Below are 13,710 nucleotides of genomic sequence, written 5' to 3' on the forward strand. Positions count from 1 at the left end.
TTTTGTGTACCAGTCTCGTACCACAAATCTGATATTTTACAGCGTATTAGTGATCCTCCATGAGAGATGAGTGCCTGCGTGACTCCTGGGCCTCACAGGCACTCATGCACTCAAGCCATCTCGGCGCCGCCACCTCCTTTTGACTCAACCGCATAGATCACCCCCTGGATAGTGGCGCTCACTTCCTCGCCTATCAGCTGCAATACTGCGTCTTTTGTGTCCAGGTCTGGGCAAGTCGTGACCCACTCCAGGGCTGCACACAGGCGTGCGACTCGTTGCAATTGCTCCATTTGCATTCTTACAGGCATGCTAATCAACTCCTTGAAACTACTAATCCCTTATGGCGCTCTAAACTTTAAAGTAGTATCCATGCCGTTTAACACCAGTTATTTATGCTGGCATATAACGACAGCCCGACCAAAGCTACTAGCAAGTTCACGCTATATGAATATTTATGCTGAAATATTTCGAATATAGCAATGTAAAATGCGGCAAAGTTTCTATTATCGATTTTTATTGGGGGGCTGATAACGCGGCTCGATGTTTGAGGCCGACACACTAGGCTCACGCCTGCGTAACGCACAGAAACGGAACAGGATGACGATTGCACAGCTGGCAACACAGCTGGGGCTTGTATCATCTCAAATTTCGAAAATGGAAACAGGAAACCAGAAGATAGTGGCAGAGCTGCTGCCAGCCTGGTGTGAAGCGATTGGGATCACCCTGGCGGAGGTGTATGGGGCCGAGAACCAGCACCACTTTGCGCAGATTCCCTTCCCACCTTTAAGCGCTCACCTTTACACACAGCTACCCAAGGAGTGGCAGCTACATATTCAGCGGGCCATTGAAAGTACCTACCGAGCACAGAAGAAAACGCAAGACCCTACGGCGGAGGGTTAGCCTCTCAACACAGTCCGGGGTCCTTAGACCTAACCCCGCGCACATGAGCTGGAAAACCGCGTAGCGGTTTGGAGGTCCAGCACTGAAGGTGCGACATGCTGCGCCTAGTTATATGCCTGCACCTTGAACCTCATTAAAAAGTACCGATGGAACACCAGATTTTTGGTATTTGTGCGCAGTAACTCTATTTATACTGGGTTTAAAGCTGACCGGGCCAATTACAAAATAATTGCTTGTTAATTTTTCTATGAGCAAATCGCAAAAGTCTGCCCAATCATTATTATATTCGTTTCTTTTCACTTCGCCGGTGAAATAACATATTCCTTCTGCCAGCCAAAATAGAGTTAGTGCTGTACCCAGATCGCAGGCTTCGTTAATTACAATCGCATTTGGAACATCAAATCCATCACCCCAGTTGTAACTGATTGCGTAGCTTTGTAGAAAGCATGGATTTTTAGAAGCTTTTACAACACGCACTAGCTCTTGAAGGTTCTCTTCGCCTTGAATCTGATCTATTAATTTTTGCTCGATATCGCTAATCATAATTGTATATAACGTTGAGCTAACGGGACAGAAAAGCGCAGCTTTGCTGGCCCGCGCGGAAGACAGCCCGCTTTGAGTGACTCGCTATATTTACCCTTTAATGACATAGCTATAGATACCCTTCCCTATTTGTTTATAACTTGGATCTCTACCTTCTTCCGTAGATACTTCAATGCCATCCAACGGCAAAAATATACCACTCTCAGATGAAAAAAATTCTTGTAAGACTACATAGAGGCCCTGATCTGAAGCCCTAACTGAAGCTGGATTTAACTCCGAAATTTCAGTTGGCCACTTTTCTTTGCCTATTGCACCGTTTTCAGAATAAAGCGATTGCACTGCAATTCGTAAGTTATCAGCCTGAATACTTGATTCACTGTGATGATCAATACAACCTACGAGCAATAAAACAGTAATTATTAGAAATATGCGCATGACTAGTAAATATAACTCCCGCAGAACGCGCGGCTTTGGAATGGAGGCGAAGCTACAATGGAAAAGGCGTCGCCGTGCCTGCGATTGTTAGCCCTTTTCACTGAAGTTTACTGTCCAAGTAGTGCAGAATCGTTCTGCTTGCGTTGCATACTAGCTCCGCATCTGCCCCCTTTTCAAGAAGGATGCGCTCGCCTTCGGGCTCATGCTCTGAACCAGGCCCAGTCATCTCATTCGTATGAATTATCTTTCCGACATCGTGAATCGCTACTCCGATGCGAATAAATTCAAAATCTAACGAGACATCTAACTCTTAGAATATATCCTCATAGTCTTCATCATTCTTTCGCCCGTGGAGAACTTCCCACATACCTTCCTGATGTAGCCAAATCTCGTCGGCATTTCTCTCGATATACTCATTCACATCCATTCCATCTATAACAGGCGGTCGTTTGACCCTGACTTGTTTTCCATTGATGAAAATCCAATTATATCTCTTTTTTCTATTAGCTTTTTCGCGCTTTTGTTCAGCTGTGAGCCTATTCTTTGACTTTGCCATTTCTTTGAGACCTTAAACGCTAACGCCCTGCTAATGGACAGACGCTGCGCAGCAGTGGCTGTCCAAGCCAAGGTTTCCTTGGCTGATCATTGAGCAGTTTGTTATGAGTTATTTTATGGCAATGTAACATGTTTCACCCACAGATTAGCTGACCACCCGATGAAGCCACCGATAATTGCAGTATAAATGAGAACATTGGCCGCTAAGCTAAAAGCTAAGCCAGCTAACACACCTGCAATGGCGCCACAAACCAACTGAACTAGCCACGCCTTTTTAAAAGCTTTGGGGTCAATTTCAGGAGCTGCCAGAAAACCAATGAACAACCCGAGAGCACTAACGACCAATAAGCGATTCCAATCACCGAAGTAGAAAACTAGTGAAGCGACTGCGCAAAATAATGCACATGCCGAGCCGCTAATAGATAGTAGTTTTAGTTGCTTCATTTATGACTCATAACGCCGCACCTGTGTTTTATACACATATTTGAATCCTATTCAAAGCCTCATACAGAGAAATAGCCTAGCTTCCCGACTGGAATGGATGAAATTTAACTGTCTGTAAGACCAAAAGCGCTTGAGTTTTACGCTAAATCTAACGCTCTCCCTGGAGTAGAGCGCATATTGATTATATAATCACCAGTATCCCTCTCTACTTAGGTATCTGATCTTGCCTGTAGTAGATAGAGTTGAAGTTCTCAATACTCTTGTAGAGCTTATCAGAGTAGTAATTTTCACTGGTTCACTTGTGTATAAAACTTAGCGCCGCACTCAGCCGCAGCTTACTTTGTGCGCCTTTTGCGCGAAAATTTGGAGCGCAGCAACCGCACAAAAGGCGCACAAAGTAAGGGGTCGGCCTGCAGCGCTTCGTTATACCTAATTCTGGGGGGTTACCTGGACCTCAAATGGAACCCCGCTTGAAGCTGTAAACTTAATATCCGCAGATTGATGAAATTCTGTGAGTAAAACCGGGCTAGCCACAAGCACAAATCCAGTAGACTCATTGAATTCGTACACTTTCGTTTTTAACCGGATTTGGTTCTCCGGGGTTTGTTCGGCGTTTAGCTCAATTTTTAGCATGTTATCTATACGCATTTCACTTTCAGCGCCTTCCTCATTAAGAAGCTGAATAGATGCCAGCTGTTCATTATTTGAGCTGGCATCTACTTTGAGCATAATTGGAGACGCCGTGGAGAAAGAGGCGTATAGAAGAGATGCGCCCCCAAGTGCCAATATTGCAGTAATATAATTCTTGACTCGTTTTACGACCGCAAACTTTTCTGATTCATTTACAAGAATATCTTCTGGGATAATTGAAAATGCAGAAGAAATTGATTTAACCGACTCTTGGGACGCCTTACCGCTTTTCTCGATTCGCTGTATGGTTCTTAAGCTAACCGATGCCACTTCAGCCAGCTGCTGCTGACTCCAGGCTCGCGACTTTCGCAGGCTGATGATCTTGTTTGTATCTACTTGCACTTCCATTTCTCTGTCCTCTGAAAATTGAACTTAAATTTTCACCGGATCAGCCTTAATTAGTTACGTCATTCTTACGACATTAGTACGAAATTCATGCGACAGGCATAACGCTTTGCTAACCGGCAGCCGCGTGCGAAGCACGTTTTAGGCTGTCCAGTGGAGGCCGCTTTTTGGCCGGAACGGTGGTTGAGCAACTTGTTATACATTTAGCCGCCTGACATTTCGCTCTTTATTTTATTGTTGAGTTCAATAAAGTCTCTTACAAGTTGATCACAAATGCTTTTCTCTGCACCACATCTAGCGGTGGTATCAATGTAGACACTACCGTCCTTTTCTATAACCTCGCGCTTTACGAACGAAGGATGAGCGGGATGCCCCTGAGGAGTGAAACTCCACATAACTCTACCTGTATCTAAAGTTGCTATAGTCCAACCTTTGCTATTTCGGATACTTACTTTCGGGTCAGATTTTAATTCTGTAAGAGTTGCACCGACAGAGATACCAGCTTTGTTAAAGCCTTCGTAACCTAAGTTACTTTCTTCTGTTGTGCTTGCACACGCTCCTATCATAAGCGCTAATACCACAAGACCAAGAGTCTTACTCATGAATTCTCCCTGATGTATAACGCCTAAAGCACCGGCGACAAAACCAGAGCGAAGCGGCGGTTTTGTTGTCCGGTGCCTTTACTTGGTACGCCCAGCATGGGCGTGAACTAATGGGGTGAAAGTCCCCTGTAGGAGGATCACCGTTTAATGGTCTCCATTAAATGCTAACTACTAGCAAATGGCAACTGCAAGACCGTGAGGTCTTGTGGGGAGGAAGCCGCTAGCAAAGCTACGAGCTGACGAACAGAAACATCATATAAGGCTTAGCCTGGAGGCGAGGTAGCCAAGGATACCGAAGCCATGTGGTCTAACGGGTAGAGTAAATGATGCAGTTGTGTAGTGAAAGTTTACGTTCTTATCTGGGGAGATCTGTTCAACCTGCTGCTGTAAAGCTGTCAGCGTGGCCGCTGACTCATAAGTAGGCCCAGCCCGCTAGCCACCATCGCGGGGGTAAACAAAATTGGTGGAACACAGCAGCGCCTCGGCCAGTAATGGCCAAGGTGATTGAACAGAAGTCAGCCGACGGCATAGTAGCCTAATGCCAAGATTAATACCTTGGATACGGTGAAGGCCTGAACCCAAAATCCACGAGTTAAAAGACAGGGCTAGCCTACCGATGTGTTGCCAGCCGGATATAAAATTGACGTAGCGCACTGCCATGACACTCAACTCAAATGAAAATCTGCTTGAAACTATCCTCAGCAAAGAAAATCTTAATGCTGCATGGAAACACGTGCGAAGTAACAAAGGTGCCGCAGGCATTGACGGGATTACTGTCGATAATTTTGTGCAGCACTTCAAGGCAGTTGGCGACGACCTCATCGAGACTATTCGACAGGGTCATTACCAGCCGCTTCCCGTTAGGCGCGTCTACATTCGCAAGCCAGATGGTGGCCAGCGTGGTCTCGGGATACCTACGATCTTTGATCGTGTTATTCAGCAGGCTATCGCCCAAATCATCGGTCCCAGTTTCGATAAAACCTTTTCAGAGTTCAGTTATGGATTCCGCCCAAAGCGATCACAGCATCATGCGGTGAAAAAGCTACAGAAGTATATCGAAGGCGGGAAGCGAATAGCCGTAGATGTCGATTTATCTAAGTTCTTCGACCGGATCAACCATGACTTCCTCATGAGTTTACTTGGCCAAAGAATCAGCGATAAGCGTTCACTCAAGTTGATCGCAAGTTACTTGCGTGCAGGAAGTGTAGAAGATGGATGCTGGAAAGCCTGTCATGAGGGGGCCCTTTATCGCCGCTGCTCTCCAACATTGTACTCGACCTGCTCGATAAAGAGCTGGAAAAACGCCGACATGATTTTGTTCGCTATGCGGATGATTTTGTGATTGTTGTTGCTTCTAAGCGCGCGGGTGAACGGGTTATGGCGAGTATTAAACGCTTTGTTGAGCGCAAGCTTAAGCTCAAAGTTAACGATACTAAAAGCCAAGTAGTTCCTGTCAACCGCTGTAAGTTTTTGGGGTTCTCTTTTCGCGGTGCAAGGCTCGTCTGGCATGATAAGTCCCTGCTCCAATTTAAATACCGCATCCACCAGATTACAGGGCGATCCCGTGGTATTTCTATGGAAAAGAAACTGAAAGAACTTACCGTGTTCCTCCGTGGTTGGATCAATTATTTTGGTATAGCGCAAGGCTATCAAAAATGTATCGATCTTGACTGCTGGATACGACGAAGATTGAGAATGAGCTACTGGAAAAACTGGCGTAAAGTGAGAACGAAAGTCCGAAACTTACTACGCATGGGTGTGAGTGAATCACTGGCTGTCACTTGTGGATCGTCCGGTAAGAGTTACTGGCGAAATGCAAAGACCGAAGGTATTCATATTGCACTCAACAATGAGTTTTTCCAAAAGATGGGCTTGATTTCGTTATGTGACCGCTGGGTAGAGATTCATTACGGATAGGGAACCGCTCATTGCGAACCCGCACGATGGGTGGTGTGGGGGCCGGTAGCTAGAAACTACCGGCTACCCGATTTGAATACATTACTGCCCATGGAGCACATAACTAATTGAGTAACTTGTAACCTTGGTGATTTCAACTACTAAACCATCTAGTTTTAGCAATTTTTCATTTGGATTAAATAAAAACTCCACAGTATTCGGAGGTAACTGCGTAACGGTTGACTTTGGCTTTTCGTAGTGGTGGATTGTAGTGCTTGTATTAGCAGAACCATATGCGGAACTGCCAACAACGGTAGCATTGGCTGTAGTATTTGAATATACCGCTGTAGAACTACTACCATACCTACTCATAGTTGTTTCATTTGATTCAATATCAATATCCGTAAGCCTAAAAATAATTACTCCTTCAGGAGTGATACCCATAAAGCGCAATTCACTGAAGCCTGAATTGACCTTGCCTCCGAAAATGTCAGCTTTCCCGAAAGCATTTGGTAAATCCCTGGTTTTTGTAACTCGGTATAGCTCACTACCAATCGATGCTGTTTTCTCAACACCGGTTGGTTCTGAGTATGATTCATATGCTTGTATTGTTGCGCCACAAGCCGATAAGAGGACAGCTAGCGCCACAACTATAAAACTTCTCACTTGTATCTCCTTGAGAATTTAACACCTCAAGAAGGGGTGCCGGTTACGGCGTCCCGCTTGCTTGAATTATTATGTGCTTTGAATTTAAATTTAATCTCAGTAAATAGCAAAACCGCCCATAAGACACCGCTTAAAAATAAGTTAATATCATTAGTTAAGGCGTCAATTGATGATTGAATGAAGGGGCCATCTATGCATGTAATTACCATTGATACTGGAATTAAAACTAGATAACCAAGCCTAGCCCACCCCTTATAAAATAGCAGGGCTATATTGCAAACGAGACCAAACAAAACAACACCAAGGCCAAATGAGTCAAACAGTGTCCACTCTTCATCTAGTTGCCTGTCAAGCTGATCGAGTAAAATAGGGTTTAGATCAGAAGGGGCTACAAAAGCAGCTGCTATAGCTACAACTATCCAAATTAGGCTTACCCATACCAGCTTTTGGAAATTGGAATTATTCATTTACTTTCCGGCTCCTACGCACATAGCACCGCGTCTGTGTTTTATACACATATTTGAATCCTATTCAAAGCCTCATACAGAGAAATAGCCTAATTTCCCGACTGGAATGGATGAAATTTAACCGTCTATAAGACCAAAAGCGCTTGAGTTTTACGCTAAATCTAGCGCTTTCCCTGGAGTAGAGCGCATATTGATTAAACAATCACCAGTATCCCTCTCTACTTAGGTATCTGATCTTGCCTGTAGTAGATAGAGTTGAAGCTCTCAATACTCTTGTAGAGCTTATCAGAGTAGTAATTTTCACTGGTTCACTTGTGTATAAAACTTAGCGCCCAGCACACGGGCGGCCGAAGCGCAGTGTAGGCCGTCCAGCCCGCGTTTTTCGCAGGCGACCGTGCTGCTGCTTGTTAAGGCTACTTACCAGTTATGAAATTTGTGACATTCTGGTGAGCCACACTGTAATGATTTTAGATATATTGCATGTTTTTTAAGCGCATCAGTACGAAAATTAGCCATTGATATGATGCAGTTCATCCCTATACCCTGGCCAAACCTTAGATGCTGTGAATTACCTTCATAGTTACACATGGCTTCTCTAAACTCTTTCCACTTTATTTGGGCTTCGACAAAGCTGCTCTTTGGCTTATGTTTTCCATTATCATCTTCAATCAAAGATAAAGCCGCTTCATATGCTTCTTGAAGCTGTTTCTCAGCTTCATCTCTTTTTATCTTCAGACACATCGAAGTTTCATGTCTTGTCGCATAGTCACACGGATTTTTAAGAACACCATCGATACATACTAAATTTCCTTCAATCTGGTGCCGCTCACATTCATCACCTATTTGTTGGCAATACGCAATTGTTGGTAAAGATAGTAGTATGGCTATTATAAATCTCAATTCTCTCTCCCTATGCCTTAACGCCAAGCTCACCCGCGGAGGCACGAATGCGCCGGAGTCGGGTGCAGCGCCTAGTTATGCATTTTTGCCCAATTCGCCTAGCAGTTGTTTTGCCAGAATGTTTTGGTTAACACCTTTTTTATAGGCATCTTTTATTTTCAAACACACAACCTCTGACTCCTTGGTGTTGAATATTTCGATAAATTCTTTCTCTACTAATTCCTTTAGCGAAAAATTGTTTCCGCCTAATCCGTGCCCCCAACCTTCAGAAACTCCAAATGGCTCATCAGATTCAGGGCTTACGGACAACACTTTTGGATGGGTGCCGTGATGGCCACCTTGCCAATTTCCCCTAATCACAACTATGTCGGTATATTTATTCATAGTGAAGGTGCATAACACCGGCAAATTAAAATGGAGGCAAAGCCGGAGTTTTAATTTATCCGAGTGCTTGCCTTCGTTATACCTTTTTCGAAAAGTGTAGCCATTATTTTTTTCAGAAGTAACTCTCCTTCCGATTTACTTCGGCCATCGTCTAAAAAGGCTTGTACATCATTAAGTTCTTTTGGTCGAAACCCTGGACCACAACAACCGCAGGAGTGAAATGTGAAACCGTTTTCGTATAATACCTTAACCTTTAACCACTGTTTAGAGTTATTCTGCTTTGGAGGTTTAAAGTCATGCCCCATATTTACGATTTGCTTAGCGCATTGCGGGCATTTTACAACCCTGTCCTCTTGCCTTTCAGGGCGAGACTCTCGAGGTAATTCGTAAAAATTTGTTTGCTTAAATGACTTTTTGCAATCAAAGCAAGCGTAACGCTCTTTATATGTATATTGTCCGTATCTGCACATATACTCTTTCTCAGGTATAACGCCCAGCGCAGGCGCAGCCAGCGCGGAGCGCTTTTTGTGTTAAGGTTTGAGCGCCAGCGAGTAACACAAAAAGTGCGTAGCGTTGGCTATCGCTCTGCCGCTGCTTGTTATGTGTTTTTCGCACGGTAGTATGCATCACGGAACTTATAAACTCTCTTGAACAGGCCTGGATGAGAATCTACAAGTTCTCGCCCCCATCCTTTCTCCAAGTTACTTGAAGTTAAAGAGTAAGTTAATTCACTACCTGAAACTAGCTGGCCTACCATTCCGCCGATTCCGACAGCCTCCCAGCTTAATTTTTCATGCATATCCGACTTCACATGGTAAGAGCTTGCGAGCTCTTTAAGGTTCTGAAGTAATTCCCTCCCTTCTTTTATTAGATATTCCATGTTAATAGTATTCACTATCTGACTAACACATAACGCCTGCCGCACAGGCGAGCAAATTGTTGCGAGTCCAGCGCACGAAGTGCACGATTGTGCCGGCACTTGTTAACTGTTGATGCAAATAAATGCATCGTTCTCATGGTAAAAATTAATTGCAGCAACCAGCTCCTCTATAGATTCAATAGGTGATTGTGATTGCAAGTTGTCTTTAATCCCCTGGAGATCCTGAATGCCAAGATAGTACTGATATTGCCTTTCAGTCGCATACAGAGGCTCATCTTCAGAATCTCTCTCGATCTCATCATCGTCACTTAACACCAATGCCATTGACTCTAAAGAACTAATGCCGCCGCTAGAGAGGTAAAGCTGATGATCCCAAGGTAGCTCATCTAAGCTTTTTAATATTTCTATTAGTGAGGTTTCTAATATCATGACTTTATAGTTAACGCCCGGCCTGTGTTTTATACACATATTTGAACCCTGTTCAAAGCCTCATGCAGAGAAATAGCCTAACTTTCCGACCAGAGTGTGTAAAATTTAACCGCATGTGAGACTGAAACCGCTTGAGCTTTACGGTAAATTTAGTGCTTGCCCTGAGTCGAGTAGATATTGATTAGATAATCATCAGAATCGCTCTCGACTCAAGTATCTGATTTTCCTTGTAGTAGATAGAATTGAAGTTCTCGATACCATTGTAGAGCCTATCGGAGTAGTAATTTTCCCTGGAGCTCTTGTGTATAAAACTTAGCACCCGGCTCTGCGGCTGGTAAAAGTGGAGGCGAAGCCGGAGCTTTTGCCAGTCCGACAGCAGCCGCTTGTTAGAAATTTACTCCGCCGAAACCTTTGCACTCAACTCACCTATTATTTCGCTGTACGGCTGATCAGATAGCTTCAACACTAAATCTTTAGCGATACACTCAAAAGTACTGTCATGGAAGAATATGATAAAGTGCCTAAAATCAGCATAGCTTGTATTTGGAAACGAATAGTTATTGAGATTTTCTAATTCTTTTACCCATTCCGAATTTTTTACTACGCAAATATCGTAACCAAAGTCTTTATACTTTGGGATACCCATAGCTGCCTCATCATTAGGGTAACCAAACTTACTGATTAGACAACCTTGAAATTCCACTATGGCGGTACCAGCATCGGCTGTGTAGAAGCCACCGTATGGACTTGGCTTATCGGTATCCTTCTGTGCATTGAAAGTAAGATAAGAACTGTATTCCGATTGCAGTAAAACAGCTCCAGAAACTGCCGCCTCTGGCCTTACGCCCAACTTTAATTCTTCAATACTCTCCATGACTACCTTTGATTTCTAACGCCCGGCTAAGCCGCCAAAACGGAGTTGGTTGTTTTGTGCGAGCGTAGCGAAAAAGCACAAAGCGAGCAACGCAGTGGAGGTCGGTTTGAGCCGTTTGGTACGCCCAGCATGGGCGTGAACTAATGGGGTGAAAGTCCCCTGTAGGAGGATCACCGTTTAATGGCCTCCATTAAATGCTAACTACTAGCAAATGGCAACTGCAAGGCCGTGAGGTCTTGTGGGGAGAGTGAAAGTTCACGTTCTTATCTGGGGAGATCTGTTCAACCTGCTGCTGTAAAGCTGTCAGCGTGGCCGCTGACTCATAAGTAGGCCCAGCCCGCTAGCCACCATCGCGGGGGTAAACAAAATTGGTGGAACACAGCGGCGCCTCGGCCAGTAATGGCCAAGGTGATTGAACAAATGTATCGATCTTGACTGCTGGATACGACGAAGATTGAGAATGAGCTACTGGAAAAACTGGCGTAAAGTGAGAACGAAAGTCCGAAACTTACTACGCATGGGTGTGAGTGAATCATTGGCTGTCACTTGTGGATCGTCCGGTAAGAGTTACTGGCGAAATGCAAAGACCGAAGGTATTCATATTGCACTCAACAATGGGCTTTTCCAAAAGATGGGCTTGATTTCTTTACGTGACCGCTGGGTAGAGATTCATTACGGATAGGGAACCGCCCATTGCGGACCCGCACGATGGGTGGTGTGGGGGCCGGTAGCTAGAAACTACCGGCTACCCGATTTATGCATTTTATTGACCACCCCTTAGTGGTTCACGTGACTTTAGTGCCCATAGTAACTGTCCATCTTCTGATGCTCTAGCTCCGACCTCTAGCAATAGACGCTTTGTAGTTTCCTCGTCAGAGCCAATTACATGAGACAATGTGGAAAGTTTACGCCATGTATATTCTTTATGATTGAGCATTTCTTTGAGAATTTCCCGAGCAGGCTCTTCTTTCTTTGAAATAGCGCGCTGTTCTAGCCAGTGCTTTAGCCAATTTCCTGCAAGCGTAGCAACTGTGCCAATTATTGCACCCGATACACCAATTAAAGTAATTATTATTTTCTCAGAAATGATACTCTTTACCTTGCATAACGTCGTGCCTGTGTTTTATACACATATTTGAATCCTATTCAAAGCCTCATACAGAGAAATAGCCTAATTTCCCGACTGTAATGCATGAAATTTAACCGTTGGTAAGACCAAAACCGCTTGAGTCCTACGCTAAATCTAGTACTTCCCCTGGAGTAGAGCGCATATTGATTAGATAATCTCCAGTATCCCTCTCTACTTAGGTATCTGATCTTGCCTACAGTAGATAAAGTTGAAACTCTCAATACTCTTGTAGAGCTTATCGGAGTAGTAATTTTCACTGGTGCACTTGTGTATAAAATTTAGCGCCGTACTCTGCGGAAAATTTGTCCGACAGCAGCGCCTTGTTATGCCATATAACTAAGTAGAAAACTCTCTACATCTCTAATCATGTTTTCAACATCTGAATCTTGAAATTTTTCCGGCCTACCATGAGCTGCACTATTTCGAATGTCGGCAATAGCAGTGATTCTCTTTTGTTGAAGCTTATTATAGACTCCTGCTTTCGCTAACTGCGCATTCATTGTGTCAAGCTTTCCGTGAGAAATTGAATTACTATCGCAAAGGTCTCGCAATGCAGTCTCAAGTACAACTCCAGAGATAACGGCTGCGGCCAGCTTATAACCATTATTAAGTAACTCTGTAGCCTGCTCTAATTCACTATCAAATACTTCAGCCTGAACCAAATATTTTAGTGAAGCCAGATATCCCCCATCAAAATCTTCCTTCGCAGCTAGAAAGATAGCACCAAGTCTTTTTTTAATGGAGTAGTCAGACTCCATTGTTCCACGCTTTTCACCTGCTTCAAAAGCCACAAAATGCTGCGATTCTTCTCCACATGCAGTAACTAATAGATTCTTTACTTTAACTTTCCAGCCAGTAAATAATTCGGTATCAATAGCCTCAGTCAGTCCATAAGCCCCTTTGACGCTTCTCTTCGTAGCCTCAATATCATTGAGTTGACTCTCCAATTCGACAAACCTTTGAGTCAATTTCTTATTCATAATTAGTCCTTAATTGATGCCAAGGTTTCGACGGGCATAACGCCCAGCGCAGGCGCAGCCAGCGCGGAACACCTTTTGTGTTAATGTTTGAGCGCCAGCGAGTAACACAAAAGGTGCGTAGCGTTGGCTGTCGCTCTGCCGCTGTTTGTTAGGTAATTCTACGAACCAAAACCCTCGGGATGCCGTTTGCCTAAATCACCGATCTCCTCCCAGCTACCTTTTGAACTCACCCACATATGGTGAACTACCTTCAAGTTTTCATACCCACGAGTGAGAGTTCCTACTGGAACATAAACATTTGAAGGATCATTCTCTCCTGGCAAGGTAGTTCCGCAATTACCACAAAAACTTGTGTGCCAATCATGACCGGGCTTTGCCCAGTACTTGATATCCGCCTCGCCTTTAGTCCAGCGAAACTTATCTTTTGGCACTATTGCCACCGCAATTCCACCACTTCCAGTTGAGCGGCGACAGATAGAACAATGACAGATGTAAACATCCGATAGCTCTTGCTGAACTTCGTAGGCAACTTCACCGCAGTTACATTCACCGTTTGTCATTCGGAATTTTCCACTGGTTGCCTAACGCCCA

Annotated in this window: 18 protein-coding genes and 1 pseudogene; 4 read left to right on the plus strand and 15 right to left on the minus strand. The window is 44.2% G+C overall.

What is annotated here, in order from left to right; genetic code table 11:
- Positions 1 to 110: 110 nt before the first annotated feature.
- Positions 111 to 308, minus strand: a complete 198-nt coding sequence (locus ACJJIK_RS10960; protein ID WP_444942758.1) for a hypothetical protein — start codon at positions 306 to 308, stop codon at positions 111 to 113.
- Positions 309 to 540: 232 nt separating this feature from the next.
- On the opposite strand from ACJJIK_RS10960, the gene ACJJIK_RS10965 reads away from it, so the two are divergent.
- On the plus strand, positions 541 to 900 hold the full coding sequence (locus ACJJIK_RS10965; protein WP_444942759.1) for a helix-turn-helix domain-containing protein: 360 nt from the start codon (positions 541 to 543) through the stop codon (positions 898 to 900).
- A 108-nt stretch (positions 901 to 1,008) separates the two neighbouring features.
- On the opposite strand, the gene ACJJIK_RS10970 is transcribed toward ACJJIK_RS10965, so the two are convergent.
- From ACJJIK_RS10970 to ACJJIK_RS10990, 5 genes are all read right to left on the minus strand, one after another.
- Complete coding sequence (locus tag ACJJIK_RS10970) at positions 1,009 to 1,443, minus strand: DUF4274 domain-containing protein (RefSeq protein WP_444942760.1); 435 nt, start codon at positions 1,441 to 1,443, stop codon at positions 1,009 to 1,011.
- Positions 1,444 to 1,533: 90 nt separating this feature from the next.
- Positions 1,534 to 1,878 (minus strand): hypothetical protein, encoded by a 345-nt coding sequence (locus tag ACJJIK_RS10975; protein WP_444932210.1) that lies wholly within the window; start codon positions 1,876 to 1,878, stop codon positions 1,534 to 1,536.
- Positions 1,879 to 2,547: 669 nt separating this feature from the next.
- The gene (locus tag ACJJIK_RS10980) at positions 2,548 to 2,877 is read right to left on the minus strand and encodes a hypothetical protein (RefSeq protein ID WP_444942761.1); all 330 of its coding nucleotides are present in this window, start codon (positions 2,875 to 2,877) and stop codon (positions 2,548 to 2,550) included.
- A gap of 429 nt (positions 2,878 to 3,306) precedes the next feature.
- On the minus strand, positions 3,307 to 3,915 hold the full coding sequence (locus tag ACJJIK_RS10985) for a helix-turn-helix transcriptional regulator (RefSeq protein ID WP_444932213.1): 609 nt from the start codon (positions 3,913 to 3,915) through the stop codon (positions 3,307 to 3,309).
- Positions 3,916 to 4,115: 200 nt separating this feature from the next.
- Entirely contained in the window at positions 4,116 to 4,514 is a 399-nt protein-coding gene (locus tag ACJJIK_RS10990) for a molecular chaperone DnaJ (protein ID WP_444942762.1), read from the minus strand.
- A gap of 658 nt (positions 4,515 to 5,172) precedes the next feature.
- Between ACJJIK_RS10990 and ACJJIK_RS10995 the strand changes: the two are divergent.
- Both ACJJIK_RS10995 and ACJJIK_RS11000 read left to right on the plus strand, forming a co-directional pair.
- Positions 5,173 to 5,936 (plus strand): annotated as a pseudogene (locus ACJJIK_RS10995) (reverse transcriptase domain-containing protein); the annotation flags it as partial.
- Between the two features lie 48 nt (positions 5,937 to 5,984).
- The gene (locus ACJJIK_RS11000) at positions 5,985 to 6,431 is read left to right on the plus strand and encodes a group II intron maturase-specific domain-containing protein (RefSeq protein WP_444945058.1); all 447 of its coding nucleotides are present in this window, start codon (positions 5,985 to 5,987) and stop codon (positions 6,429 to 6,431) included.
- 81 nt (positions 6,432 to 6,512) lie between these two features.
- Here ACJJIK_RS11000 and ACJJIK_RS11005 read toward each other — a convergent pair whose 3' ends face one another.
- From ACJJIK_RS11005 to ACJJIK_RS11035, 7 genes are all read right to left on the minus strand, one after another.
- Entirely contained in the window at positions 6,513 to 7,076 is a 564-nt protein-coding gene (locus tag ACJJIK_RS11005; RefSeq protein WP_444942763.1) for a hypothetical protein, read from the minus strand.
- A gap of 26 nt (positions 7,077 to 7,102) precedes the next feature.
- On the minus strand, positions 7,103 to 7,543 hold the full coding sequence (locus ACJJIK_RS11010; protein ID WP_444942764.1) for a hypothetical protein: 441 nt from the start codon (positions 7,541 to 7,543) through the stop codon (positions 7,103 to 7,105).
- A 417-nt stretch (positions 7,544 to 7,960) separates the two neighbouring features.
- Positions 7,961 to 8,443: a lysozyme inhibitor LprI family protein gene (locus ACJJIK_RS11015; RefSeq protein WP_444942765.1), complete on the minus strand. Its 483-nt coding sequence runs from the start codon at positions 8,441 to 8,443 to the stop codon at positions 7,961 to 7,963.
- A 75-nt stretch (positions 8,444 to 8,518) separates the two neighbouring features.
- On the minus strand, positions 8,519 to 8,827 hold the full coding sequence (locus ACJJIK_RS11020) for a hypothetical protein (RefSeq protein WP_444942766.1): 309 nt from the start codon (positions 8,825 to 8,827) through the stop codon (positions 8,519 to 8,521).
- A gap of 598 nt (positions 8,828 to 9,425) precedes the next feature.
- Positions 9,426 to 9,707 carry a hypothetical protein gene (locus ACJJIK_RS11025; RefSeq protein ID WP_444942767.1) on the minus strand — a complete coding sequence of 94 codons (282 nt, stop codon included), beginning with the start codon at positions 9,705 to 9,707 and terminating at the stop codon, positions 9,426 to 9,428.
- Between the two features lie 102 nt (positions 9,708 to 9,809).
- Complete coding sequence (locus ACJJIK_RS11030; protein ID WP_444888650.1) at positions 9,810 to 10,136, minus strand: DUF7716 domain-containing protein; 327 nt, start codon at positions 10,134 to 10,136, stop codon at positions 9,810 to 9,812.
- A gap of 394 nt (positions 10,137 to 10,530) precedes the next feature.
- Positions 10,531 to 11,010 (minus strand): hypothetical protein, encoded by a 480-nt coding sequence (locus ACJJIK_RS11035; protein WP_444942768.1) that lies wholly within the window; start codon positions 11,008 to 11,010, stop codon positions 10,531 to 10,533.
- Between the two features lie 460 nt (positions 11,011 to 11,470).
- Between ACJJIK_RS11035 and ACJJIK_RS11040 the strand changes: the two genes are divergently transcribed.
- Complete coding sequence (locus ACJJIK_RS11040; RefSeq protein WP_444942769.1) at positions 11,471 to 11,692, plus strand: hypothetical protein; 222 nt, start codon at positions 11,471 to 11,473, stop codon at positions 11,690 to 11,692.
- 770 nt (positions 11,693 to 12,462) lie between these two features.
- Here the strand turns inward: ACJJIK_RS11040 and ACJJIK_RS11045 are convergent.
- Both ACJJIK_RS11045 and ACJJIK_RS11050 read right to left on the minus strand, forming a co-directional pair.
- Positions 12,463 to 13,119, minus strand: coding sequence for a hypothetical protein (locus tag ACJJIK_RS11045; protein WP_444942770.1), 657 nt, complete (start codon positions 13,117 to 13,119; stop codon positions 12,463 to 12,465).
- Positions 13,120 to 13,277: 158 nt separating this feature from the next.
- Entirely contained in the window at positions 13,278 to 13,679 is a 402-nt protein-coding gene (locus ACJJIK_RS11050) for a GFA family protein (protein WP_444942771.1), read from the minus strand.
- Between the last annotated feature and the right edge of the window lie 31 nt (positions 13,680 to 13,710).

Source organism: Microbulbifer regidiadema (SeqCode), assembly GCF_052466995.1.

Excerpts from the sequence above, each read along its gene's own strand:
- ACJJIK_RS10960 (WP_444942758.1), bottom strand. The coding sequence starts at position 308 with ATGCCTGTAAGAATGCAAATGGAGCAATTGCAACGAGTCGCACGCCTG.
- ACJJIK_RS10965 (WP_444942759.1), top strand. The coding sequence starts at position 541 with ATGTTTGAGGCCGACACACTAGGCTCACGCCTGCGTAACGCACAGAAA.
- ACJJIK_RS10970 (WP_444942760.1), bottom strand. The coding sequence starts at position 1,443 with ATGATTAGCGATATCGAGCAAAAATTAATAGATCAGATTCAAGGCGAA.
- ACJJIK_RS10975 (WP_444932210.1), bottom strand. The coding sequence starts at position 1,878 with ATGCGCATATTTCTAATAATTACTGTTTTATTGCTCGTAGGTTGTATT.
- ACJJIK_RS10980 (WP_444942761.1), bottom strand. The coding sequence starts at position 2,877 with ATGAAGCAACTAAAACTACTATCTATTAGCGGCTCGGCATGTGCATTA.
- ACJJIK_RS10985 (WP_444932213.1), bottom strand. The coding sequence starts at position 3,915 with ATGGAAGTGCAAGTAGATACAAACAAGATCATCAGCCTGCGAAAGTCG.
- ACJJIK_RS10990 (WP_444942762.1), bottom strand. The coding sequence starts at position 4,514 with ATGAGTAAGACTCTTGGTCTTGTGGTATTAGCGCTTATGATAGGAGCG.
- ACJJIK_RS11010 (WP_444942764.1), bottom strand. The coding sequence starts at position 7,543 with ATGAATAATTCCAATTTCCAAAAGCTGGTATGGGTAAGCCTAATTTGG.
- ACJJIK_RS11020 (WP_444942766.1), bottom strand. The coding sequence starts at position 8,827 with ATGAATAAATATACCGACATAGTTGTGATTAGGGGAAATTGGCAAGGT.
- ACJJIK_RS11025 (WP_444942767.1), bottom strand. The coding sequence starts at position 9,707 with ATGGAATATCTAATAAAAGAAGGGAGGGAATTACTTCAGAACCTTAAA.
- ACJJIK_RS11030 (WP_444888650.1), bottom strand. The coding sequence starts at position 10,136 with ATGATATTAGAAACCTCACTAATAGAAATATTAAAAAGCTTAGATGAG.
- ACJJIK_RS11035 (WP_444942768.1), bottom strand. The coding sequence starts at position 11,010 with ATGGAGAGTATTGAAGAATTAAAGTTGGGCGTAAGGCCAGAGGCGGCA.
- ACJJIK_RS11040 (WP_444942769.1), top strand. The coding sequence starts at position 11,471 with ATGAGCTACTGGAAAAACTGGCGTAAAGTGAGAACGAAAGTCCGAAAC.
- ACJJIK_RS11045 (WP_444942770.1), bottom strand. The coding sequence starts at position 13,119 with ATGAATAAGAAATTGACTCAAAGGTTTGTCGAATTGGAGAGTCAACTC.
- ACJJIK_RS11050 (WP_444942771.1), bottom strand. The coding sequence starts at position 13,679 with ATGACAAACGGTGAATGTAACTGCGGTGAAGTTGCCTACGAAGTTCAG.